General features: G+C 45.8%; 24 protein-coding genes. 15 read left to right on the forward strand and 9 right to left on the reverse strand.

The features are described 5' to 3' along the window. Nucleotides 1–124: 124 nt before the first annotated feature. From S2091_RS24065 to S2091_RS14475, 4 genes are all read right to left on the reverse strand, one after another. Nucleotides 125–265 (reverse strand): type II toxin-antitoxin system RelE/ParE family toxin, encoded by a 141-nt coding sequence (locus tag S2091_RS24065; RefSeq protein ID WP_165794997.1) that lies wholly within the window; start codon nt 263–265, stop codon nt 125–127. After that, nucleotides 252–515, reverse strand: coding sequence for a type II toxin-antitoxin system RelB/DinJ family antitoxin (locus tag S2091_RS14465; RefSeq protein WP_105532661.1), 264 nt, complete (start codon nt 513–515; stop codon nt 252–254). The genes S2091_RS24065 and S2091_RS14465 overlap by 14 nt, the downstream gene beginning before the upstream one ends. Nucleotides 516–666: 151 nt before the next feature. After that, complete coding sequence (locus tag S2091_RS14470) at nt 667–1,971, reverse strand: HD-GYP domain-containing protein (RefSeq protein ID WP_105532662.1); 1,305 nt, start codon at nt 1,969–1,971, stop codon at nt 667–669. Nucleotides 1,972–2,260: 289 nt separating this feature from the next. Then, complete coding sequence (locus S2091_RS14475) at nt 2,261–2,689, reverse strand: PaaI family thioesterase (RefSeq protein ID WP_105532663.1); 429 nt, start codon at nt 2,687–2,689, stop codon at nt 2,261–2,263. 269 nt (nt 2,690–2,958) lie between these two features. Here S2091_RS14475 and S2091_RS14480 point away from each other — a divergent pair, with 269 nt between their 5' ends. The 4 genes from S2091_RS14480 (at nt 2,959) to S2091_RS14495 (ending at nt 6,035) form a co-directional block, all read left to right on the forward strand. Next, entirely contained in the window at nt 2,959–3,732 is a 774-nt protein-coding gene (locus S2091_RS14480) for a hypothetical protein (protein ID WP_105532664.1), read from the forward strand. Between the two features lie 45 nt (nt 3,733–3,777). Further along, nucleotides 3,778–4,572: a DUF2491 family protein gene (locus S2091_RS14485; protein ID WP_105532665.1), complete on the forward strand. Its 795-nt coding sequence runs from the start codon at nt 3,778–3,780 to the stop codon at nt 4,570–4,572. A gap of 39 nt (nt 4,573–4,611) precedes the next feature. After that, the gene (locus S2091_RS14490) at nt 4,612–5,367 is read left to right on the forward strand and encodes a hypothetical protein (protein WP_105532666.1); all 756 of its coding nucleotides are present in this window, start codon (nt 4,612–4,614) and stop codon (nt 5,365–5,367) included. 80 nt (nt 5,368–5,447) lie between these two features. Continuing rightward, nucleotides 5,448–6,035, forward strand: a complete 588-nt coding sequence (locus S2091_RS14495) for a hypothetical protein (protein WP_105532667.1) — start codon at nt 5,448–5,450, stop codon at nt 6,033–6,035. Nucleotides 6,036–6,072: 37 nt separating this feature from the next. Here S2091_RS14495 and S2091_RS14500 read toward each other — a convergent pair whose 3' ends face one another. Beyond that, nucleotides 6,073–6,432 carry a hypothetical protein gene (locus S2091_RS14500; protein ID WP_105532668.1) on the reverse strand — a complete coding sequence of 120 codons (360 nt, stop codon included), beginning with the start codon at nt 6,430–6,432 and terminating at the stop codon, nt 6,073–6,075. 260 nt (nt 6,433–6,692) lie between these two features. Further along, nucleotides 6,693–8,003 (reverse strand): lactonase family protein, encoded by a 1,311-nt coding sequence (locus S2091_RS14505; protein ID WP_105532669.1) that lies wholly within the window; start codon nt 8,001–8,003, stop codon nt 6,693–6,695. Nucleotides 8,004–8,252: 249 nt separating this feature from the next. On the opposite strand from S2091_RS14505, the gene S2091_RS14510 reads away from it, so the two are divergent. Beyond that, the gene (locus tag S2091_RS14510) at nt 8,253–9,815 is read left to right on the forward strand and encodes a diguanylate cyclase domain-containing protein (protein ID WP_105532670.1); all 1,563 of its coding nucleotides are present in this window, start codon (nt 8,253–8,255) and stop codon (nt 9,813–9,815) included. 22 nt (nt 9,816–9,837) lie between these two features. On the opposite strand, the gene S2091_RS14515 is transcribed toward S2091_RS14510, so the two are convergent. The 3 genes from S2091_RS14515 to S2091_RS14525 all read right to left on the reverse strand — a co-directional run bounded on the left by S2091_RS14515 (nt 9,838) and on the right by S2091_RS14525 (nt 13,391). Next, nucleotides 9,838–10,407 carry a hypothetical protein gene (locus tag S2091_RS14515; RefSeq protein WP_105532671.1) on the reverse strand — a complete coding sequence of 190 codons (570 nt, stop codon included), beginning with the start codon at nt 10,405–10,407 and terminating at the stop codon, nt 9,838–9,840. A gap of 17 nt (nt 10,408–10,424) precedes the next feature. Further along, complete coding sequence (locus tag S2091_RS14520) at nt 10,425–11,747, reverse strand: homoserine dehydrogenase (protein ID WP_105532672.1); 1,323 nt, start codon at nt 11,745–11,747, stop codon at nt 10,425–10,427. A 414-nt stretch (nt 11,748–12,161) separates the two neighbouring features. Beyond that, on the reverse strand, nt 12,162–13,391 hold the full coding sequence (locus S2091_RS14525; protein WP_105532673.1) for a pyridoxal phosphate-dependent aminotransferase: 1,230 nt from the start codon (nt 13,389–13,391) through the stop codon (nt 12,162–12,164). A 220-nt stretch (nt 13,392–13,611) separates the two neighbouring features. Here S2091_RS14525 and S2091_RS14530 point away from each other — a divergent pair, with 220 nt between their 5' ends. The 10 genes from S2091_RS14530 to S2091_RS14575 all read left to right on the forward strand — a co-directional run bounded on the left by S2091_RS14530 (nt 13,612) and on the right by S2091_RS14575 (nt 24,987). Continuing rightward, nucleotides 13,612–14,004, forward strand: coding sequence for an Mth938-like domain-containing protein (locus S2091_RS14530; protein WP_105532674.1), 393 nt, complete (start codon nt 13,612–13,614; stop codon nt 14,002–14,004). After that, nucleotides 14,004–15,686, forward strand: a complete 1,683-nt coding sequence (locus S2091_RS14535) for a glycosyltransferase family 39 protein (RefSeq protein ID WP_105532675.1) — start codon at nt 14,004–14,006, stop codon at nt 15,684–15,686. Before S2091_RS14530 ends, S2091_RS14535 begins: the two co-directional genes overlap by 1 nt. A gap of 52 nt (nt 15,687–15,738) precedes the next feature. Further along, a complete protein-coding gene (locus tag S2091_RS14540; RefSeq protein ID WP_105532676.1) occupies nt 15,739–16,881 on the forward strand; it encodes a DegT/DnrJ/EryC1/StrS family aminotransferase in 1,143 nt (380 codons plus the stop codon). A gap of 103 nt (nt 16,882–16,984) precedes the next feature. After that, nucleotides 16,985–17,929, forward strand: coding sequence for a glycosyltransferase (locus S2091_RS14545; protein ID WP_105532677.1), 945 nt, complete (start codon nt 16,985–16,987; stop codon nt 17,927–17,929). Continuing rightward, nucleotides 17,922–18,833: a formyltransferase gene (locus S2091_RS14550; protein WP_105532678.1), complete on the forward strand. Its 912-nt coding sequence runs from the start codon at nt 17,922–17,924 to the stop codon at nt 18,831–18,833. The genes S2091_RS14545 and S2091_RS14550 overlap by 8 nt, the downstream gene beginning before the upstream one ends. 133 nt (nt 18,834–18,966) lie before the next feature. Beyond that, nucleotides 18,967–20,010: a bifunctional UDP-4-keto-pentose/UDP-xylose synthase gene (locus tag S2091_RS14555; protein WP_105532679.1), complete on the forward strand. Its 1,044-nt coding sequence runs from the start codon at nt 18,967–18,969 to the stop codon at nt 20,008–20,010. A 94-nt stretch (nt 20,011–20,104) separates the two neighbouring features. Further along, a complete protein-coding gene (locus S2091_RS14560; protein ID WP_105532680.1) occupies nt 20,105–21,040 on the forward strand; it encodes a polysaccharide deacetylase family protein in 936 nt (311 codons plus the stop codon). Nucleotides 21,041–21,102: 62 nt separating this feature from the next. Beyond that, nucleotides 21,103–21,570, forward strand: coding sequence for a peroxiredoxin (locus S2091_RS14565; protein WP_279338058.1), 468 nt, complete (start codon nt 21,103–21,105; stop codon nt 21,568–21,570). Between the two features lie 99 nt (nt 21,571–21,669). After that, on the forward strand, nt 21,670–23,442 hold the full coding sequence (locus tag S2091_RS14570) for a PhoH family protein (RefSeq protein ID WP_105532681.1): 1,773 nt from the start codon (nt 21,670–21,672) through the stop codon (nt 23,440–23,442). Nucleotides 23,443–23,574: 132 nt separating this feature from the next. Next, a complete protein-coding gene (locus tag S2091_RS14575) occupies nt 23,575–24,987 on the forward strand; it encodes an amino acid permease (protein ID WP_105532682.1) in 1,413 nt (470 codons plus the stop codon). Nucleotides 24,988–25,075 lie beyond the last annotated feature (88 nt).

Raw genomic sequence — 25,075 nt, forward strand, 5'->3', positions numbered from 1 at the left:
TCCAAACCAATCATTTTTACGGTAGTATCCATTTCGGACTCCTTCTCTTGATTGTCGCTTGCCAGCCCACCTGGCTCGCTAGGCACATTATGATGCCGTTTTCAGGAGGGTGGAGTCCATTTCATTAACGTGGTTCAAGCGGCTGATCATTCGCAAGACTATCGATGATAGAGAACAACTCATCATCAAGCATGGCGCGGTACTGGCCTTTACTCTCGCGCTTATAGTCACGCTTGAACTGCCCGGTCCATTCAATCGTCCGCATGCAGTGATTTTTTCAGCTCATCAATACTGCTGGCGCGCGGCAGGTTCCCTGCCCGCGCTTCTCGCATCGCTGCGACGGTGGTGGCATTCGGAATTAACGGATCAAATGGCAGCGCATGTTCATACGCAATCTTAGTCAATAAAAGCCTGACCGCATCCGATATGGTCAGTCCCATTGCAGCCAGGACCGCGGCGGCTTCTTCTTTAATAGCTCCGTCAATCCGAGCCTGTACCAGCTGATTTGCCGCCATGATTGCTACTCCCTTAATTTATGTGAATTACATTGTAATGCACATAAATTGAAGCAGCAATGTCACAATCTAAAAAGCCAATCGACAAAGATTGGCTTTTTACTTGATAGTCTAATCGCATGAATGTAATGAGCCCCCACCCCTGTAGATCCTAAGCCACCGCTCTCATATAATACGAAGCGCGCTTACCTGGCGCTAAAAACTCAAAAATCTCTGGTGACAATTGATGAGGGCTAATGGTTTTGGTAATGCTCACGTCCACTTCCTGCTCAAGATCAATCAGAATAGCTTCGTTTTTTGCCGTGGCAGGGTCATAAACCAGCACTGTAGGCTTTAATGGCCGCTTGGTATTGACTGCAACCACCATCCCGATAATCCCGTTGGAAAGCAGCACAATAGTCCCTGGCGGATAAACTCCCAAACAATGCACCAGCGCGGTAAGCGCCTTGCCATCAAACCGGGTGCGCTGTTGCGCATAAATCAATGACAATGATTCGTGCGGAGTGCGCGCTTGCGCTGAATTAATGGGGTTACATATTTCATCATAAGCGTCAGCAACTGCAACAATGCTCGCCAGCGGTGAAAGCTGCTTATCACGTAATTTAGCTGGATAACCAGATCCGTCGATGCGTTCATGGTGCTGCCACACAATCAATACCGCCTCATAAGGCAATTGCAATCTATTGCAAATATCGACGCCTTGTTTGCAATGTTGATGCATCGTCGCAGCTTCCATTGTTGTTAATGGCTCACTTTTTTCTTTAATCCGGCGCGGCGCATCGGTGCAACCTACGTCATGGAACAAGGCACCTAAGCCAATTAATTTAATATCCTCAAGTGAGCGCCCCATTTCTTTCGCCAAAATCATCGACAACACCGCCACATTCAACGCATGTGTGTAGATATCACTGCCATTTTTATGATCGATCATTAAATGGATCGCAATTTCCGATTCCATCAGCGTCGATTCGGCCATTTTGCCCACCATGCTGCCCGCTTGCTCTGCAACTGCGGCCGGATTCGCAAACATGTTTTGCCACATTAGTTTTAATGCCCGCAAAGCGGCGGCAAACTCACGCTCACAAGCAAGAATTTTTTCACCTTGCTGCGCCATGCGGTCGATCAATTGATGTTTTTCTTTGAAGATGGTGCCATCTGGCGCTTCAATAACAGCTTCAGCATAAATAACTGGATCGGCTGCGTTTTTGGCAGCAACAGGAGCCGTCACATTAGGGTCGTTGGCCACCTCAACTGGATAACAATCACTTTTATTTGGTGTATAGCGTATCCGCTGCAAACCCAAGCCGCGAATGGTGTCAATTTGATCTGTTTTTTCTATTTTAAAACTGGAAAATGAAAAAGGATGTTTGGTCCAATTTAAATCCAGATGCACATAGAGCCCAACACAAAGCTGGTCAGGCATGATGTAGCTGTCTCGACGTGGTAAGTTTTGCATTTATTCCTCGCATTTAATGGAATAGCGATTCATTTTTTGCACGAAAACCAAGTTCTATTTTCGTCATGCGCTTCGTCAATATCAGCCATCCTGCGCAGGCAGCTAAGTTTGTATCGCAGAACTTAGTGCATGAAGGTATTTTGCATGGTAGTTCGCCATACTGCTATGCCCTAAATAGGGCATTTTTAAGGGAATTTACAAAATAAAATGGTCGCTTTTACACAATAAATAAAGAAAGAATAAGTAAACAATTATCCAAAAAACCAAGAACGTAACTAAGCGACAAACTTTATTTTTTGGGGTACAAAATTAACTGAGTGCAACGGAACAGAGCAATGGTTTGATCGGTCGCCTTATTTTTGACTATCGCATCCCAAACCTGAGTGGTTTTACCTAAATGCACCGGCTTGGCAACGCAATAAATCACACCTTCGCGCGCGGTTCCTAAATGGTTCGATTTCAATTCAATCGTAGTAAAACCTGTGGCTCCTTCAGGCAAATTCGCCATACAACCATAACCGGACGCGGTATCGGCCAAAGTCACCACACTACCGGCGTGTAAATAGCCATTCGGTGCCAGCAAAAAAGGCTGGATCGGCAACTCAGCGCTAACTTCACCATTTTCTACCGAGGTAATTGAAATTCCCAGATGGGCGGTTAAGGTGCCAACACCAAATTGATTCAGGCTCTCTGAAGTAATATTTATTGACTTGCTCATGATGAAGATCTCTTTCTATTTCGTGAAAAATTTGTACTTATTTACACATTTAAATAAGCTAAAATATGTGCGCATAAAGTCGTTGACGGTTCTTTGGCGAGGCTGTTTTTTTTACTGAGTTTGCTACTTCAGCTGCAGTAAAACACCTCTAAAACGCAGTGACTTTGACAGCGCGGTAATTTTGCCGTGATTTTACCTTAGCAGAAGTTTGTTGGTTATGACAAACTGCCCGCACGTTGAACCTTTATATAAAAAATACCGAGAAAAGTATGTACAAGACCACTAAATTGCTCGCGTTGATATTGTCGTTATCCTTGCTGGTTGCCGGCAATGCTTATAGCAGCCCGACTACCTCATCCAAGCATTCTTCAACCAGCCATTCCACTTCATTTGGTTCATTTGGTTCCAGCAAAAAAGCGCAAACCACGCCTGCAGCAAGTACAGAAAGCACCACAAGCACTTCGAGCACACCTAGCACGCCTAGTGCCGATAAAAGCGTCGGCTTTGGCTCATTTGGTTCTGGTAGTGCAGCGACCGGCACGGGGAAATCAACCTCTGTCCTTTCAAAAAATTTAGATCAGAATCAAGCCCAACAAAATGCATTAACCACATTAGATGCACGCAATGCTCAGCACGCTGGAGTGGCTGGCACAACTACAGGAACAACTGCGCCGCTGGCCAATGGCACTACGCTGCCACCTGCCCAAGGTTATCCAACTCAACCGGTACAAACTGTGGTGTACCGGGACAGCCCAGTTTCCAGCAGTTGGTATTGGTTTGGAATGGGTTCGATGTTTGGACATCATTCCGACACTAATGTGTATGTGAATGGCGCAAATCAGCAAAACGGCCAAGCCGGTTATCCGACCAATACCAATGACCCGAATGGCGTCGCTTATCAAGGACAGCCGCCAAAAAAATCAGGCACATCATGGTTGGTTGTGGCTATCTGGTTAATTATTGGCGCCGCACTAATTGGCTTGGCGTGGTCGTATTTTACGCGCGCCAAAGCACCTGCTAAACCAAGTAACTATTCGTTGTAGAGCTTCACTAAGCTTAGGGTCTATTAACATTCAAGAAGGATTTTTATGAGTTGGAAAGACGCTTTTCAATACGGCAAAGCTGTACTGGCAAATCACGGCGTTGAAGCAGCCAAAGATGCGCCTCGTGCGGATGATGCATTGCCACTCGGTGCTCGCATCGGCGCTTTAATCAAGCTGCAGCAGTCGCCTTTTATTCGTGCTAACGCGAATGGCTCGTTAATTGCCATGCCGGATCAAGCTGAAGCGACAATACGTGCTATCAGCCACGTTAAACTTAACCTGTCCGGACAGCTGTATCGCTACTATTTGTCGCTGGGCGATTCAGACGATGAAGCAGAAATTTTTCTGCAGTTATTTCAAGATGAGCACGGTGCGATTAGTGAGCTCATGTACTGCACTCGGCTGACCCGTTTAATTCCGCAAACGGCCGAAGAGCAAGAAGCGTATACCGGCGAAAGTGGTTTTGGTTTAGGTGAAAAAACTTACGCCATCTGGAAGGAACAATTAGCGGATTTAGGTTATAGCGAAGCGGAACTCAGCGCGGTTTTTGGAGATGCAGAGAACGTGGAATACCGTCGTGATGTAGGTGCCGCTAATGTGGATTTTGTGACGCCATTTAATGGCATCGAAACGCGTATTGATGACACCGCAGGCGAGCACGGATTAAAGCAGGAAATTTATTTTATGCCTTACGTACGGAATTTAGCGGATGGCCTTGAATATTTATTAATTAGTACCGAGATAGTGGAAAGCCAAAACGGCGATTCGGATAAACGCGCCATTCATGTCAACTTTATGATTGGCTTAGCATTAGAAGCAGAACGTGTTGTGATTCAATAAAATTTTTATTTAAAAACTATTTACCACTAAGGGAATATCATGAGCAATACCAGCGGATGGAGTTTGACAGCACGTTTAATTTCTAAACATTTTGGCGTGTTAGGCGATAAATTATCAGAAACCATCGCCAATTTTGACCCGGAAACAGCAACCGAAGCGGACCGTGATCGCTTGCAGGGCACATTGCGTGAAACAGCGCAAAAATTAGCCGCGGCACGCGCTTCTTTTGATAAAGAACATTCCGATGTTGTGAATCTGCAAAACCTGATCGCCACCGATTCAAAAGCCACTGAAACATTAATGGCGCGCCTGCAAGCCGGCACCATTAGCGAAGCTACCGTGACTTTGTTTTGCGATGAATTGGAAGCCAATAAAGCTAAATTACCGACTGAACAGCAACAAGAAATCGACGCTAAATCTTACGCTGACGAGCTGCAACAAATCGTTGACGGCTTATCCAAGCAATTAGCCGACTTCGACAGCGCCGCTAAAAAAGCCATGCAAACATTGGCCTCGGCGCAGGCGCAAAAAGATTTGCAATCGATGCGCATGGAACGTCAAAGCGAGTTGGATGGTTTAAAAGGTTTAGGCGGACAATCGACTGCATTGAGTGCATTAACAAAACGCGCACAAAGTGTTAGCAATGAAGCTGCCGGGTTAAAAATTGTGGCAGATATTGGTCAAAAACCACTCGACCAAGCCGCCGAAATTGATGCTATTCGTAAATCCGTTGCGCAAGCTGATACCAGTGGAGAATCAGCATTGGATCGTTTGAAACGCTTGTCGGCGCACTAATCGCTTCTACCTGATGTTGAAATAAAGTGGGCACAGTGTGCCCACTTTCCGTATGTGCAGCATATCCACCATAAAATAAAATGAATAAAATTGAGACAAATCCTGTAGTCGCATCAGCGCATGTTGGTCGCGCCTTTGGTGCCATGATATTTAGCATTTTCGGCGCAGTCTGGCTTGCCGCCTGGAGCCTGCAAGCACTCCCAAACAATTATTTTCCGCTCGGGTTAATTGCTATTTGTGCTTTGCTTATTTTCACGCTGGCATATCGGCGTTATCAGCAGTATCTTCCAGAGTCAAAAGCGCTCGCCGAATCACCTGCCAGAAAAAGAATAATGCGCCAATTTAATATTATTAACGCAGCTCAGTGGGTCGCGATCCTCATTATTGTTAATGTACTCAACAACATGGGCTTATCTTCTTGGGCAATTCCAACGGCGATATTTATTATCGGCTTGCATTTTTTACCGCTAACCCACATTTTCCGCAATCCAGCCCATTACGTCACCGGTATGGCAATGTTATTGCTTGCGGTGTTTTATCCGTTATTAATGGTAAATGGTGGGAACAATCCGGCAGGTTGTCTTGGTGCTGGGCTTATTTTATGGGTTAGTGCAGTTTGGGCAGTAACAGCTAACTCAACTATTGCACAAGTCAGATCGGTGCAGTAATACCGACCTGATTTACCTTCAATAATTAAAGTACCCGTTATTTTCTTTGTGCGTCAATATCAGCCAGACATTCCAAACCGCGCTGGCTGATTTGCGTGCCTTCCGGACTACTGCTGATATAGCTTTTTTTACCGAGAAAAGCGGCAACATCAGCGGATAACTGCGCTTGCGGATTACTCTGCACGGCGCGCAAGCCGTCAATACATTGCTTAGCAAACAGTGCTGCATTGCCCTGCTCGGTCAACTCTAACTGACCGTCTTTGCGATAGCTGGCTAATTTAATGCCACATAAACGTTTGGCGTTTCTGTTCACACAGGCAGTTGGCTTAACATTTTTTGATAAACGGCTAATCTGTTCTAGCGCGTCAAATTCATCAATACTTAAATCTTTATTCATGGCAGTTCCTGGTGTTGTGTTGCTGTCTGCATGATGGATTTTTGCATGACAAGAAGCGGGATTATAACTGAACGTGGTTCAATCATTGGTTTGGTTATGACGTGCAAAACTTAAATATTCTGTTTTTGCATGCCGCAATATAAATATTGCAAAATATGAGGGAATATATGAAAAAAGTGTTTTGCTCGAAAAAAGCAGGCTGAACTAGCGAGTTGCCAGCCCATCCTGCCGATTTTCAATCAAACCCTAAAGCCTGATACTTACTTAACAGCCGTAACCACAGAAACGGGAGTGCTTCCCACGGACAGAACTGTAACGGTGGCAGGCAAAGCGCCTGTGGCGGTAAGTTGATATACCGAAATGTTGTTATCGGTACTATTGACCACATAAACGAAAGCGCCGGAAGGATCTACGCTGACTGAAGAAGGGGTATTACCTGTGGTAGCAGTTCCAATGCTGCTTAAGGCACCAGCAGCGCTAATACTGAAAGCTGCGACATTATTACTAGTTGAATTGGCTACATAAGCAATTTTTCCGGATGCAGAAACAGCAATCGATACCGGTGCATTACCGCCACTCGCCACTGTCGTCGCCACGCCTAAAGTGCCAGTTGCCGTAACTGGGTAGCTTGAAATAGTGCCATCAGTTGAATTGGTCACATACACATAAGCACCATTCGGTGCAGCGCTGATAGCGGAAGGCTTATTCCCAGTTGCAGCAACTACGCCAAGACTGGTTAAAACACCGGCGGCATTCACTGAATAACCTGAAATAGTGTTGTCAGTGCCATTCGTTACATACGCATATTCGTTACTAGAATTAGAGATCACAGCAATGCCAGATGGCGCATTTCCGGTGGTAGCTGTACCAGCACTACTTAAAACGCCATTAGCATTAAAGGTGTAACTAACAATGGAATTGCCCGCAGTCACCAAGAGAAACTTACTCAGAGGGTCAACTGCTAGCGCATTTGGCGCATTACTCAACAACACGGCAGGGCCTGCGCTCACCAGTAAGCCCGTAGTCAGGTTGCCTAAGTAAGAAGAAATGCTTTTGTCAGTGGAATTAGCAACAAAGGCAAATCGACCAGTTGGGTCCATCGCAAAAGCAACTGGCGAATTTCCAGTTGTAACTGAAGGGCCTGCGCTGCTTAATGCGCCGTTAGTTGCGTTAATTATGTAAGTTGCCACCGAACTTCCACCGGAACTGGCCACATAAGCAAATTCAGGCGCTACACAAGTCAAGGTAATATTAGTTACATCCGATGAAGCGACCGTTCCGGTTGCATTGGCTAAGGTGCAGCTTTGCGCCGGCAAACTTGGGGAAGTTAACATCGTGACCGAGTAAGTCGAATTACTCGACAATTGGCTAGCGAACGTAAACACGCCATTACCGGTTATTGCCAAATTATCAGCAAGGTTGTCTTGCAAAACAACGCCGCCGCCAACTAGGCCGCTGACAGTCACTTTGATGTTGTAGTTGTTCGTCGTCGACTTGCCTTTACATCCTGCCAATAATAATGTGCCGCAACAAGCCAGTAAAACCAGCAAATTCTTTATGCTTAAATTCATCTTCAACCTTTGGGCTATTGAGTTTCGTTGTGGACAAGAATTTTAGCTGATATTTATGCTGAGCAAACTCTTTTCCTTGTATTTTCCTTGCAATTAAGATGAATTTTTAGCTAGCTACTAAAAATGCTGCTCAACTAACATTTATTGAAATTTAGCACTAGACTGTAAAAAACAACTTGTTCAACTAGCTAGACTGGGCTTATCACCCACCAGTCCTATATTCTCAAACCACCAAATAGCACACAAACTATGGGCTTACGCGGAAAAATGTTTGGTTTGTTCTTGATTGGCTTCGGTCTGATGACGATCATCGTCATGACATTACTTTACAGCAATCTCCTGCACGGCTTCATGGCAATTGAACGCACGCAAGCAACGGAGCAAATGACCCAATTGGCGCGCAATTTGGATAGTGAGCTAGATCGCCTCAATCAAATCAATGGTGATTGGGCCAACTGGGATGACATGGTTAGCTACACACAACAGCCCACCCATGGTTTTATTGAGCATCAGCTCAACTCTGCGGAACTGCAAACGGTAGGGCTAAAATTTATCTTTATTCTAGACAAACAGGACAACATCTTATTTTCGAATGCCACCAACCTGGTGACTGGCGCGATGGAAAGCGCGTCCACCTTTGATCCGATATTAGCCAATATAAAAGTGCGACTTCATCCTGAATCCGCCCCTGATAATGGCCGGACTTGCGGACTAGATAACTCCACGGCAGGCCCGGTGTTAGTTTGCTGGCAGCAAATTCATCAAACCGATCATAGCGGTAAACCAATGGGCTGCCTCGTCGTGGGGCAACTGCTAAACAGTACTATTTTGAAACGGATACAGGATCAAAGCGGCCTTAAGTTTGAATTAATGCCACAAACTATCCGCGCCACTGAACCGCCACATAGTATAAAAGCCAGCATAGAACCAGAAATGCTCGAATTTAGCCAGAGCGCGCCGAACATTTTAAGCGCGCACCTTTATAACATCGTCGGCCAACCTATCCTAATAGCTCGCCTGCAATTTTCCAGAGAGGTCGGCCAGTTAGGTAATGACATCATTTGGAAAGTAATGCGAGTAGTACTGTTGGTGACCGCATTAACTGGCTTAACCTTACTGGCAGGAATACATTTTTTAGTGATACGCCGGTTACGAAAAATGAAAATTGAATTGAACAGTATTTGGCGTAACGGGCGCTGGGCTGGGCGTTTGGATACGCCAAAAAATAAGGATGAATTAAATGAGCTAGCCCATTCCATTAACCGGATGCTAGCGCTGATACGCAAACAAATGGGCATACTGGAATCAATCGCTCACACTGATGCGCTCACCCAAATAGCCAATCGGCGCGCCTTTGATCAACGCATGGCGATTGAAATGTCGCTGCATAAGCGTAACCAGACTCCGCTGTCCCTGCTTTTGATTGATGTCGATTATTTCAAACGTTATAACGACTATTACGGACATCCGGCTGGCGATGAAGTTTTAAAAGAAATCGGCAAACTACTCATCCAGGTAGCATGTCGCCCTTCTGATCTGCCAGCCAGAATCGGCGGCGAAGAATTTGCGGTGATACTCCCAGCCACCGACTTAGCCGGTGCAGGTCATGTCGCAGAAAAAATACGTGTCCATCTGGCTGAGTTAAAACTGGCGCATGCGGACTCCCCTGCATCCGACTACGTCACTATATCCATCGGAGCGACCATTGCTGGCGAAGAAGATCTGGCAAGCTTCATCCAGCGCGCTGATAAAGCTACTTATCAGGCTAAACAGTCGGGGCGGAATAAGATCAATGTATTGCCGGCGGTTTAAGCGAATATAAGCATCTGGTACTTCATTCGCCAGCATCACCCAATGCACGCCACAAATTCCACAACATAAAAAAGCAGCAAGCCATCAACATCCAACACAGCACATACAGCCAACCACCCAGCAGACGGTCGTAGTCCAACAGATTCCAGCGACCTAGAATTTCATTCCAGTCATGTATCCGGTCACCGTTACCAACCAATGGAAGTTCTTGGGCGCGCGCATCGGCCACATAACGGCCTAAGGCATGCAACGATGAGGCTTCCCAGGAAATAGCAAAGCAATAGCCTAACGCCTGATCTTGACGCGCAAAATGCCAAACAAAAACAAGGGGAAAAATAAGCTGGAACAGGCTGCCGCCGTACACCATCATCCGATTACCCAGCAGCATGCCAATAATCGGATGCCCTGCTTCGTGGATGGTGAGCGTAGCCCAGTCTAATAACGGCACCCAACCGGTGTGCATCATTTTGTAGCTCATGAAGACAAGCAGCAGCGCCAAGACAATAATTTCGTGCGACTCTGGCCGCTTTTTCCAATACTTGGCGGTCAGAGTGCTATACAAAACATTAAGAATGGAAGGTGCATTCTTCATGAGTTTCATTCAAAGGTTTAGCTCAATTGCTCCAGACGAATTTTAGTCACACGTCCAAACACCGAGTTCAGCAACTCTATTTTTTCAATCGCCGCCAGCACATTTTTTTCCTGTGTCTGATGCGTCAACATAATGATGTCAGTTTGCTTTTCATTGGCGGTCGGTTCTTTTTGCAGCATCGCATCAATGGAAATTGAGCAATCGGCCAGAATACGTGTTACGTCCGCCAACACCCCAGTCTGATCTGCTACCCGCAAGCGTAAATAATAACTGGTGGTGATTTCCGACATCGGCAAAATCACTTCCTGGCTAATGGAATTGGGCTGAAAAGCTAAATGCGGAACGCGGTGCTCCGGGTCGGCAGTTGCCAGGCGGGTGATGTCAACTAAATCGGCAATCACCGCAGAAGCGGTTGGTTCTGCACCAGCACCTTTGCCGTAATACATGGTGGCGCCAACCGCGTCAGCCTGCACCAAGATCGCATTCATAGCACCTTCTACGTTGGCGATTAAACGTGTGTTAGGAATTAAAGTTGGATGTACGCGCAGCTCAATACCTTTGGCGGTGCGCTTAGCAATACCGAGCAATTTAATACGGTAACCGAGTTGCTCAGCGTAGTTAATATCAATCGCCTGTAACTGGCTAATACCTTCCACATAGGCTTTATCAAACTGCATGGGAATACCAAATGCAATTGCGGCCATGATGGTCGCTTTGTGCGCAGCATCAACGCCTTCAATATCAAAAGTAGGATCAGCTTCGGCATAACCCAATGCTTGCGCCTGTTTGAGTACGGTCGCAAAGTCCAGGCCTTTATCGCGCATTTCAGACAAAATAAAATTGGTCGTGCCATTAATAATGCCAGCCACCCATTCAATCCGGTTGGCAGTTAAGCCTTCGCGCAGCGATTTAATAATAGGAATACCACCCGCCACAGCCGCCTCAAACGCCACCATCACGCCTTTATCTTGCGCCGCTTTAAAAATCTCATTACCGTGAATTGCCAATAACGCTTTATTAGCAGTAACCACATGCTTGCCATTCGCAATCGCCGTCATAACGAGTTGTTTGGTCAGTTCGGTGCCACCGATCACTTCCACCACAATATCAATCTCAGGATTAGTCACCACCAACATACTATCGGTGACAATTTCACACGCGTTACCTATAACCCCACCAATCAAGGCCTGCGCTTTTTCAAGATTGCGCACCGCGACCATGCTAATTTCAATGCCACGACCAGCACGACGCGTAATTTCTTCCTGATTACGCCGCAAAACATTGAAAGTGCCGGCACCAACGGTGCCCAATCCTAATAAGCCTACTTTGATTGGTTTCATAGTGTGATTTGAATCTGTTGTAAAAATGATCTAGCTTTATAACACGAGAAAGACAGCTATCGCCGATACCCTCTTATGCAAAATACTTATTAGCTTATGTAATGTGCCGCACTGATTGAAATCTGTATGTGTTGAAGTTGGGGTTGAAGTTGAAGTTGAATTTGCTTTTGACCTACCCCCACTTCTAGTTCGGCCGGTTTTTCTAAGGAAAAAAGGATCAGAAAGGTTCGTTGTTTGAGCGTAGCGAGTTTCGAACTTTTCCCTTTTTTCCTTAGAAAAACCGGGGTTTCCGAAATAGCGTGGTCGCCTTTTTTGGCCTACCTTTTTTGGCGACGCAAAAAAGGCAGGTAGCTGTCGGGCTACCCCCGACCAACAGGCCTAAAATTCGCCGAGCTAGCAACGAATAAACAACGCCTACTCAATACTATGCCGCCTACGATACCCATCCAAAAACCTCGCAATCCTCCCAATAGCATCCGTCAAATCATCCGAATTAGGCAAAAACACCGCCCGGAAATGATCATGCGAACCCCAATTAAACCCCGTCCCCTGCACAATCAACACTTTTTCCTGATCCAGCAATTGATAAGCAAATTCCTGATCATTAGCAATCGGATACATCAACGGATCAAGTTTAGGAAACATATACAAGGCCGCTTTAGGTTTAACGCAAGTCACCCCAGGAATAGCCGTCAACAACTTATAAGCCAAATCGCGCTGCTTCAATAAGCGCCCGCCATGTCCAACCAACTCCTGAATACTTTGATACCCGCCCAACGCCGTCTGAATCGCAAACTGCCCCGGCGTATTCGCACAAAGACGCATCGACGCCAGCATATTCAGACCTTCAATATAGTCCTTAGCGTGACGTTTTTCACCTGAAACCACCATCCAACCAGCTCTATAACCACATGAACGGTAATTTTTAGATAAACCATTCAACGTCACAAACAACACATCATCCGCTAACGAGGCAATGGAAGTATGACTAGCTTCGTCGTACAACATTTTGTCGTAAATTTCATCGGCAAAAATAATCAGCTGATGAACACGAGCCAGCTCAACAATCTGCTGCAACAACTCGACCGGATAAATCGTACCGGTTGGATTATTAGGATTAATGACAACAATCGCGCGCGTTTGCGGTGTAATTTTACGTTTGATATCCTCGATATCCGGCATCCACTCGGCAGTTTCATCACACAAATAATGCACTGGCGTGCCGCCGGACAAGCTCACCGCAGCCGTCCATAAGGGATAATCCGGCGCAGGCACTAACACTTCATCACCGTCATTAAGCAAGGCACTCATGCCCATGACGATCAATTCTGATGCGCCATTACCAATATAAATATCTTCTATCGTTACGCCTTGAATATGCTTGCTTTGGGCGTAATGCATGATGGCTTTGCGCGGAGCAAACATACCTTTAGAGTCGGTATAACCGGCAGCATGCGGCATATTAAGTATCATGTCGCGCACAATTTCATCGGGCGGATCAAAGTTAAACGCCGCCAAATTACCAATATTCAATTTGATAATTTTATGGCCATCTTCTTCCAATTGGCGGGCGCGCTCAGGTACCGGGCCTCGAATTTCGTAGCAAATATTGTCTAATTTTTTAGATTTTTGTATCAGGCGCACAGCGGTATCCTTTGAAAACTAATGAACTACAGCAATAGTGAAAACAAGCAGCGTAGCACAAAAATGCTGCACGGCATCTATTCAACGAAGCGGTCAATTGTGAACGTGTGATGCCACTAAATCAAGCTTTGTGTCATCGCAAATACCATCTTTCTCTAGAAAAAACGCTACAATGCGTTTTTCTTTGACATCTGCATTGATTCCCCCGTGCAAACCCGAGATGAAGCTACATAATACCCAAAACCAACAATACCAAACCGTTACCGCCTACGATGACCATAGTGTAGAAATTAACGCGATCACGTTTAAACACAGCCTGCTGGTTTTACCCGAATTGCCACCAATCACTTGGCCAGTCAGCAATTTTGCGGCGCTCACTGAAGAGCATTTTCAAACCATTGCGGCACTTCGCCCTGACGTAGTCATTTTGGGCACGGGCATAAAACAGCGCTTTGCGCATCCCAAACTGACTGCCTGCTTAATCAATCAACGCATCGGCGTGGAATCCATGGATAGCCAGGCAGCCTGTCGCACTTACAACATACTGATGACTGAAGGGCGCAAAGTGGCGCTTGCTTTAATCATCGAAGCCAAAGAGGAAAATCCGGCGTAATGAATAACAACACGAACAACAACTCCATTAGATTTCCGATCTGGCTTTGGATTAGCCTGTTTTTATTTTTAGTAATCTGGTTTTACATGCTCGGCGCACGTACTTTAGTGCCAACCGACGAAGGCCGCTACGCAGAAATGGCGCGTGAAATGGTCGCAACCGGCGATTGGATTACCCCACGCTTAAACGCCATCAAGTATTTTGAAAAACCGCCGCTGCAAACTTGGATGAACGCCCTCACCTTTTCCGCCTTCGGTTTGGGTGAATGGCAAGCACGTTTATGGACTGGTTTGTCAGCTTTATTCGGCATATTTTTAGTTGGCTATACCGGCACTCGCATCGCGAATAAGCCGGTAGGTATTACCGCAGCAGCAGTGTTAGGGTCGTCCTTTTGGTGGGCAGGCTTAGGTCACGTGAATTCGCTCGACATGGGCTTGTCCGGGATGATGACCTTAGCGCTATGTGGTCTGCTATTGGCACAACGCGACCAGGCGACTAAAACCGAACAACGCAACGGCATGCTGCTATGTTGGCTAGGGATGGCATTAGCTACGATGTCTAAAGGACCAATGGGTATTATTTTGCCCGGCGCAGTCTTGTTTTTATATACCTTTGCAGCACGCGACTGGCGCATCTGGCAGCGACTGCATTTAGTCAAAGGCTTATTGCTATTTTTTGCCATTACCACGCCTTGGTTTGTACTGGTGTCACGCGACAATCCAGAATTTTTACACTTCTTCTTTATTCACGAACACTGGGAACGCTTCACCAGCAAAGTCCACCACCGTGACGGCCCGTTGTATTACTTTATTCCTCTACTGATTGTCGGCATTTTCCCGTGGCTAGGCCTATTAGTGCAAAGCATGTGGAACGGAACAAAACAGCAAGCAGCGACTTTTCAAGCCGGTAAATTACTGCTGATTTGGGCGCTCTTTATTTTCTTCTTTTTCAGTATTTCCAGCTCAAAACTGCCATCGTATATATTGCCGATCTTCCCGGCCTTGGCATTATTAATCGCCATGCATTTAGAGCGCCCAGCTTATCGCGGCATTGTCATCACCAGCGCCATGCTCAGTTTATTTGGCTTAATCGGCTTAGGTTTCTGGCTCTTTTTTGGACAAATTCCATCGTTAAACAAAAATACTTACGATTTGCCTCTATATATTGCCTACCTGCCTTACATTGCCATTGCTTCCGGGTTAATGCTAATCGGCGGCATCAAAGCCTGGTATTTGGCACGCACTAAACAGCAAGTCGCCATCTGGGTGTTGGCCTGGGCGGGCTTTTTAAGCGGCCAAATTTTAATGATGGGGCACGAACCTTGGGGCCGTTACATTGCAGGCACTGAACATCTGGCTGCAATTCAGGCTGAATTAAAACCGGAAACCAGCATTTATGCGGTTGGCCGCTATGAACAATCTCTGCCATTTTATTTACGTCACACCACTATTTTGGTTGAGCATCCAGACGAAATGGAATTCGGCCTGCAATATGAGCCGCAATTATGGATACCAAAACGTGAAGACTTCGTAAAACAATGGCTGGATCATCAAGCAAATGGCGTTGCTGCACTGGCAATTATCCGTCCGGATATTTACGATGCATTCGTTCAGCAAGGAATACCGATGCGCGTCATTGCGCAAGATCCTCGTCGCGTGATTGTTTCATCAAAACTAAACTAACTCAAAGCGTACAACGCTTTCAAGAATAAATTATTTTTCACAAGGAAATTCCATGAATACCGCAACTACCGCGCCATTTCTTCCATTTTCTCGCCCTAGCATAGATGAAGCCACCATCGCCGAAGTAGCGAACGTGTTGCGCTCCGGCTGGCTCACTTCCGGCCCTAAAGTACAAGCTTTTGAAGCTGCCTTATCTGAGTATTTGGGTGGCCGCATAGTTCGCACTTTCAATTCTGGCACTTGCACCATGGAAATCGCGTTGCGCATTGCAGGAATCGGCGTGGGCGATGAAGTCATTACCACGCCAATTTCTTGGGTTGCGACTGCCAATGTGATTATTGAAGTTGGTGCTACGCCGGTATTTGCCGATATTGATCCCATTACCCGCAATTTAGATTTAGATAAATTAGAAGCCGCAATTACACCACGCACTAAAGCAATTATTCCCGTGTATTTGTCCGGCTTGCCGATGGACATGGATCGCATGTACGCGATTGCTAAAAAATATAATTTACGCGTAATTGAAGACGCCGCCCAAGCATTAGGTTCCCGCTGGAAGGGCAAACCTATCGGCTCTTTTGGGGACTTTGTTTCATTCAGTTTTCAAGCCAATAAAAATCTCACTACCTCCGAAGGCGGCTGTTTGGTAGTAAATACACCGGAAGAAGCGCGCTTGGCAGAGAAATACCGCTTGCAAGGCGTCACCCGCAGCGGCGTTGATGGGATTGATGTGGACGTACTCGGCGGCAAATATAATATGACTGACATCGCCGCCACGCTGGGCTTAGGTCAATTACCCCAGATTGATGCGATTGCGGCACATCGCCGTAGCTTGGCGCAACATTACTTCGCCTGCTTTGGCGCTGATTTTGAAGCAAAGAGCGGCGCGCAATTACCGGTTGCCGATATGGAAAACAGCAATTGGCATTTATTCCAGATTATTTTGCCAAAAACCGTGGTGCGCGCAGACTTCATGAAACAAATGATGGAATTCAATGTAGGCACTGGCTACCATTATTCGCCTATCCATTTATTCACCATGTACCGCGAACGTGGCTTTAAAGAAGGCATGTTCCCGGTTGCCGAACATATCGGCTATCAAACCGTCACATTGCCAATGTTTAATGCAATGCAAAAGGAAGATGTCGAAAGAGCAGTAGCTGCGGTAAAATCTTGTCTTTATTCCGCAAAGTAGTTCTTATCCGCAACTTTGCTGTGCATTAAACCCGGCTGATTGCACTTAGTTAGGCTTTGCCTATACTGAGTGCACAGTCATATATAAAACAATATTGCATTCCATGAAACCAGAACTCTCCGTCGTCATTCCGATTTATAACGAACAAGCGGGTCTTGCGCAGTTATTTGCTCGTCTTTATCCAGCCCTCGACAAGCTCGCTACTGAAGGTGTGAGTTATGAAGTTGTCTTCGTCAACGATGGCAGCCGTGACCAATCCGCCGCTATTTTGTCTGACCAGTTCCGCGCCCGTCCCGATGTAACCAGAGTAGTTTTATTCAACGGCAACTACGGTCAGCACATGGCGATTTTGGCGGGTTTTCAAGCTGTGCGCGGTGAAATTGTAGTGACTTTAGATGCGGACTTACAAAACCCGCCTGAAGAAATTGGCGCGTTAGTCAATAAAATGCGTGAAGGCTATGATTATGTCGGCTCGATCCGCCGCAAACGTCAAGATTCGTTATGGCGCACCTGGGCATCCAAAGCCATGAACAACTTCCGCGAAAGCATTACCCATATCAAAATTACCGATCAAGGCAATATGCTGCGCGCCTATGGGCGCAATGTCATTGACTTAATTAATCAATGCAGCGAAATGAACACCTTTGTTCCTGCCTTGGCGTACACATTTTCACGCAATCCGACTGAGATCATCGTCGAGCATGAAGAACGTGCGGCTGGCGAATCAAAATACTCTATTTACAGCTTGATTCGTCTCAATTTCGATTTAATGACCGGCTTTTCCATCATGCCGTTGCAACTATTTTCCATGCTAGGCATGGCATTGTCAGTCGGTTCAGGTGGGCTTGTAGTACTTCTGTTAATTCGCCGCTTTTTGCTAGGTTCTGAAGCGGAAGGTTTGTTTACCTTATTCGCGATTTCCTTCTTCATGATGGGCGTGATTTTGTTCGGCATTGGTTTATTAGGTGAATACATTGGCCGAATTTACCAACAAGTACGCGGCAGACCTCGCTTTGTAGTGCAAACCATATTGGAACAGAATGACTGACGCCATCCCTACCAATAGCGCTGTAGTTTTTGCCTATCATAGCGTTGGAGTTCATAGCATTAAGGTATTACTTGCACGTGGAGTTAATATTGCCTTAGTTGTGACCCACAATGACAATCCAAATGAAACAATCTGGTTTGACTCCGTGGCGGCTTTATGTGCAGAACACAACATTCCAACCTTATTTGAGCCAGAACCTGAGCCCTTATTTGAAGCAGTCGCCAAGCTTGCACCGGATTTCATTTTCAGCTTTTACTATCGCAACATGCTGCCAGTACCGTTATTGGCATTAGCCAAACGCGGCGCTTACAATTTGCACGGCTCCTTATTACCTAAATACCGTGGCCGCGTGCCCGTTAATTGGGCTGTTTTGCATGGAGCAACCGAAACCGGCGCTACCTTGCATGAAATGGCAGCCAAGCCAGACGCCGGTGCCATCATTGCCCAAACAGCAGTTCCGATCTTGCCAGACGATACTGCGCACGACGTATTTGGCAAACTTACCGTAGCTTCCGAGCAAACATTATGGGATGCCATCCCAAAACTATTGGCCGGAACAGCGCCAAGAATCATTAATGATTTAAGCAAAGGCAGTTACTTTGCTGGCCGCAAACCGGAAGACGGGCGTATTAATTGGCAACAAACTGCACAGCAAGTCTACAATTTGCATCGCGCAGTCGCTCCGCCTTACCCTGGCGCATTTACCGATCAAAACGGGCATCGTTTCATTATTAAACAAGCACGTTTGGCAAATTCCCCTAAAGCAAATTTGCCGCAAGGCTTGTCTGTAGTGGATAATGTCGTTTTTGGCCTATGTGGCGACGGTCGCGCACTAAGAATCAACGAATTACTGTTCAATGGCAGCCTGATTACGGCCAGCCAATTACAACAGTTACTTCTATGACTTGCGCAAAACCGCCCCAGCAGCGTTGCATCCTCCTTGCCGTACTAAAGTACTATCTTCGTCGGTGCGCCTTGCTGGAACAATTTTGCATAAGTCCTAAAGCCCACAACATTTTTAAAATAAAGAGTTTTCCATGAAAAAAGTTCTCATTCTTGGTGTTAATGGTTTCATCGGCCACCACCTTTCCAAACGCATTTTGGAAACCACCGATTGGCACGTGTATGGCATGGACATGCAAACCGATCGCATCGGTGACATTCTGAGCCATGAGCGCATGCACTTTTTTGAAGGCGACATCACCATCAATAAAGACTGGGTTGAATACCACGTCAAAAAATGCGATGTAATTTTGCCTTTGGTTGCGATTGCGACACCATCGACTTACGTTAAAAAACCATTGCGCGTATTTGAATTGGATTTTGAAGCCAATTTGCCTATCGTGCGTTCAGCTGCTAAATACGGTAAACATTTGGTATTCCCTTCGACGTCAGAAGTGTATGGCATGTGCCACGATGACGAATTTGATCCGGAAGAATCTGAATTAGTTTGCGGCCCAATCAACAAACCGCGTTGGATTTACTCCTGCGCCAAGCAGTTGATGGACCGTGTAATTTGGGGCTACGGCATGGAAGATAATTTGAACTTCACCCTGTTCCGTCCATTTAACTGGATCGGCGCTGGACTGGATTCAATTCATACGCCAAAAGAAGGTAGCTCACGCGTTGTGACTCAATTCTTCGGTCATATCGTACGCGGTGAAAATATCTCTTTGGTGGACGGCGGACAGCAAAAACGCGCCTTCACTTATATTGATGACGGTATTGATGCGTTGATGAAAATTATCGCTAATGAAGATGGTATTGCTACCGGCAAGATTTACAACATCGGCAATCCAGACAACAATTTCTCGATCCGCGAATTAGCGACCATGATGTTGGAATTAGCTGCGCAATATCCAGAATATGCAGCGACTGCCAAACAGGTAAAAATCGTTGAAACTACATCAGCGGCTTACTACGGCAAAGGTTATCAGGACGTGCAAAATCGCGTACCGAAGATCACCAATACCAAAGAAGAATTGAAATGGGCTCCGCACACCACCATGCCTGACACGATGCGCAATATTTTTGATGCGTACCGTAGCCAAGTAGCGGAAGCTCGCGCTTTGATGGATTAAGCTTAACGCTTTACAAAATCTGCTGGAATACCTTTAGGTATTCCAGCAGTGCATTATTCTCTTCCGTTGTTAGCACTAACCTTCCCTACCCAACATGCCCACCATTACACTCAAAATTGATGTCGATACTTACCGGGGCAGTCGTGAAGGCACGCCTAATTTAGTGCGCTTGTTAAGTCAACACAAAGCCAATGCCACGTTTTTATTTTCTCTCGGCCCGGACCATACCGGCTGGGCGTTACGGCGTGCTTTTAAACCGGGATTTTTTCAAAAAGTATCACGCACTTCCGTGTTAGAACATTACGGGCTAAAAACCTTAATGTACGGCGTGTTGCTACCCGCGCCTGATATCGGTTTAACTTGCGCAGCACAACTGCGTGCCGTGGCAGAGGCAGGGTTTGAATGCGGCATTCACACTTGGGACCACGTGCTTTGGCAAGATAATGTACGTCAACGTGATGCAGCATGGACTAAGAAGCAAATGCAGCAGTCAGTGGATCGTTTTACCTCCATTTTTGGTGTAGCACCAAAAACCCACGGTGCGGCAGGTTGGCAAATGAATCCACATGCATTCGCCGAACTGGATAATCTGGGTATGGCCTATTCATCCGATGGCCGGGCGCAGTTGCATGAAGATGGCAGCTTGGTTGAGCCACATATCGGCCCCTACCGTTTATCTATTGCAGACAAAACGTTAAATTGCATCCAAATGCCGACCACATTACCGACTTTGGATGAGTTATTAGGCCGAACCATCGATGGCAAAGTGATTGAATTGCACAATATTGCTGAGCATATTTTAAAATTAACAAAACAACCGCGTGATCATGTGTTTACCTTACATGCGGAGCTTGAAGGGCAAAAACTTGCCCCCATATTCGAAAAGTTGCTCATTGGATGGCAAGCGCAAGGTTACCAATGTAGTTCAATGGCAGAATATGCAAGCACTATCGCACCAGCACAGCTACCAAGCCGACCGCTGCACTGGGCTGAATTACCGGGCCGATCAGGCGAGCTAATCATGGCTTGATTTGGTTTTGGGGCGATAACGACAAGCATCTCGAATACATCTACTACCTACAGGAGAACACGGTGACAGTTAGCCCCAACAACAATCTGACCGATTTTTCAGCTGCAATGACCAGCGAAAAAACATTTACCCTCTCTGACTATGCAGGCAAAAATATCGTCCTGTATTTTTACCCTAAAGACAATACGCCAGGTTGCACAACAGAAAGCATCGCTTTCCGTGATTTATATCCTCAGTTTCAAGCTGCCAACACTGAAATTTTTGGCTTAAGTCGGGACAGCCTGCGGTCGCATGAAGGCTTTAAAAGCAAGTTAGATTTACCATTTGAGTTAATTTCCGACCCGGATGAAATCATTTGCACATTGTTTGATGTGATGAAGATGAAAAACATGTACGGCAAGCAAGCTCGAGGCATTGAACGCAGCACTTTTTTAATTGACGGCAATAGTAAATTAGTGAAAGAATGGCGTGCAGTCAAAGTAAATGGGCATGTAGATGATGTTCTGGAGTTTGTGAGTGCCTCTAAATAATTGAAGAACAAAACTACCTATCGAAAGGCCGTACTCGGAACATGTTTTTCATGTTCCGAACGGCTTTTTTTATTTCCATCTGTGTAAATTGAGGTCCTAATGCCACTTCCAAAAATGCCAACTAAACCAGCCGTGATATTGTCTAAAGAAGACTATCCAAAGGCCAGTGCTAAATCGGCAGCTAAATCGGCAACGACACCTGCAGTTAATCAGGTTGCTCAAGTTGCTAACTCTGCCGCTAATTTAGTGAATAAGTCGCGTTCCAAGCCAGCTGTATTAATTAAGCCGGTTGCCAAATTAATGACGGCACATACTGCTCCTCAAGTAGTCGCTAAATCACCCGCGCCCACAGCTAAAACACCCTCTATCGTTAAACCAGCAGTTCTTGAAGTTAAGAGCACAACAACAGCCAAAGCAACAGGAACTCGAGCTAAGTCCGGCACTAGTCGCTCAGCAGATACCGCAGGTAAAACCAAATTATTTGTCCTTGATACCAATGTATTAATGCACGACCCATCCTGTTTGTTCCGCTTTGAAGAACATGACATCTATTTGCCGATGATTACCCTGGAAGAATTAGATAATCATAAAAAAGGCATGTCGGAAGTAGCACGTAATGCACGACAAGTTACCCGTTCTTTAGATGCCTTAGTGGGTGACACCGAGCACGAAGATATCAGCGAAGGAATACCGCTTTCTAAGCTAGGCAACAAAGAAGCCAAAGGCCATTTGCTGTTTCAAACTAAACTGCAACACGTCAACTTGCCGCAAGGACTACCTGTCGGAAAAGCCGACAATCAAATTTTAGCGGTAGTACGTGCGCTTGAAATTGAATACCCGAACCGACCGATTGTATTGGTCTCCAAAGACATCAACATGCGCATCAAAGCGCGTGCATTGGGCTTGCCAGCAGAAGATTACTTCAATGACCATGTCATGGAAGATTCTGACTTGCTTTACACCGGCTTGGTGCAACTGCCCATGGATTTTTGGAATAAACATGGCAAAGGCATGGAGTCCTGGCAAGAAAGTCGCAACGGCGTCAGCAACACGTTTTATCGCGTCACAGGCCCTTTCATTGCCACCCTGTTAGTCAATCAGTTTGTGTATCTGGAGCCGAATAACGGCGAAGCATCGTTTTATGGCCAAGTGCGCCAAATCAATGGCAAAACCGCCGTATTACAAACGTTGCGCGATTTTGGTCATGCCAAGCATAGTGTTTGGGGCGTGACTTCTCGCAACCGAGAACAGAATTTTGCACTGAATTTGTTAATGGATCCAGAATGCGATTTCGTAACGCTGTTAGGTCAGGCCGGAACCGGTAAAACCTTGCTGGCCTTAGCTGCTGGCTTGGCGCAAGTGTTAGAAACCAAAACTTATAACGAAATTATCGTTACCCGCGTAACTGTTCCAGTAGGTGAAGATATTGGTTTCTTGCCGGGTACTGAAGAAGAAAAAATGTCGCCGTGGATGGGTGCATTTGACGACAACTTGGAAGTACTCAACAAATCCGACAACGACGGTGGCGATTGGGGACGTGCAGCAACTCAAGATTTGATCCGTTCAAAAATCAAGATCAAATCACTCAACTTCATGCGTGGCCGTACTTTTGTGAATAAATTCCTCATTATTGATGAAGCACAAAATTTAACTCCTAAACAAGTAAAAACCTTGGTCACACGCGCAGGCCCGGGCACCAAAATTATTTGCTTAGGAAACATCGCCCAAATCGATACGCCATATTTAACCGAGGGTTCCAGCGGGTTAACTTATGTGGTGGACAGATTCAAAGGCTGGGCACACAGCGGGCATATTACGTTGGCGCGTGGTGAGCGTTCACGCTTAGCGGACCATGCTAGTGAAGTGCTGTAATAAGTAGTTAGTTCACTACCTTAAAAAGCGGTCAGATTTATTTCTGGCCGCATTTTTATTTTTAAATCGAACTTATGTAAACTTGCGCCAGTAAAAACTCAAATAAAGACAAATAAAGACAAGGAAATATCTATGAGCAATTCAACAAATACGTCCACCAATACTGGCGGATTAAAACGAGAACTCGGCGAACGGCATATCCGCATGATGGCATTGGGTGCGTGTATTGGCGTCGGGCTTTTTTTAGGTTCAGCAAGAGCAATACAAATGGCAGGGCCAGCCATTATGCTGTCTTATATTTTGGGTGGAATGGCCATTCTTGTCATCATGCGCGCTCTGGGCGAAATGGCAGTACACACACCTGTTGCCGGCTCATTCAGCCGTTATGCTCAAGATTATTTAGGCCCTTTGGCTGGCTATTTAACCGGCTGGAATTACTGGTTTCTCTGGATAGTTACCTGTGTTGCAGAAACGACCGCCGTAGCTATTTACATGGGCTATTGGTTTCCCGATATGCCCCGCTGGATTTGGGCATTAGCCGCATTAGCCAGTATGGGAAGTATCAACCTTATCGCGGTTAAAGCCTTTGGTGAATTTGAATTTTGGTTTGCATTGATTAAAATCGTCACAATTATTGCCATGATTTTTGGCGGTATCGGTGTTATTGCGTTCGGTCTTGGAAATGATGGCGTTGCATTAGGGATTTCAAATTTATGGACCCACGGCGGATTTATGCCGAACGGTTGGCTAGGCGTGTTGATGTCATTGCCCATGGTTATTTTTGCTTATCTTGGCGTTGAAATGATCGGCTTAACGGCTGGCGAAGCAAAAAATCCAGAGAAGACAATTCCTCAAGCCACCAATTCAGTGTTTTGGCGTATTTTGATTTTTTACGTTGGTGCTCTATTTGTCATTTTATCGATTTACCCGTGGAACCAGATTGGCACCCAAGGCAGTCCTTTTGTGATGACCTTTGAGCGACTCGGAATTAAAACTGCGGCAGGAATTATTAATTTTGTCGTGATTACAGCAGCACTTTCCTCATGCAATGGCGGGATTTTTAGCGCAGGAAGAATGCTGTTTAGTTTGGCTCAAAATGGACATGCTCCAGCGAAATTTGCCAATATATCTAAAAATGGCGTGCCACATATCGCTTTAATTTCAACCATTGTCATCTTGCTGTTTGGCGTTTTACTCAACTATTTGATGCCTGAGAAAATTTTTACAATAGTCACTTCCATCGCAACATTCAGTGGAATCTGGACATGGACAATGATTTTATTAGCTCAAATTAAATTTCGTCGCAGCTTATCTGCTGAACAATGTGCGGGCCTCAAATACCGTATGAAGTTATGGCCAATCAGCTCTTACATAACATTAGCATTTTTAGTGTTCGTTACCGTCATGATGGGATATTTTGAAGATACCCGCGTCGCACTCATTGTCGGCCCAGTATTTTTAATTTTGCTGACGATTATCTATAATATTTTTAAATTATCGCCTGAACATCGGGATAACGCACCATCGATAGAGCTGGCAAAGTAAAACTTAAGCCATCGCCTTGATGTTATTCACATAAATAAAAACATCAAGGCATCAGTTTAAAACGCGGCCAGACTTATGTCTGGCCGCG

It is taken from the genome of Solimicrobium silvestre (genome assembly GCF_002976435.1).
GTDB classification, from domain to species: domain Bacteria; phylum Pseudomonadota; class Gammaproteobacteria; order Burkholderiales; family Burkholderiaceae_D; genus Solimicrobium; species Solimicrobium silvestre.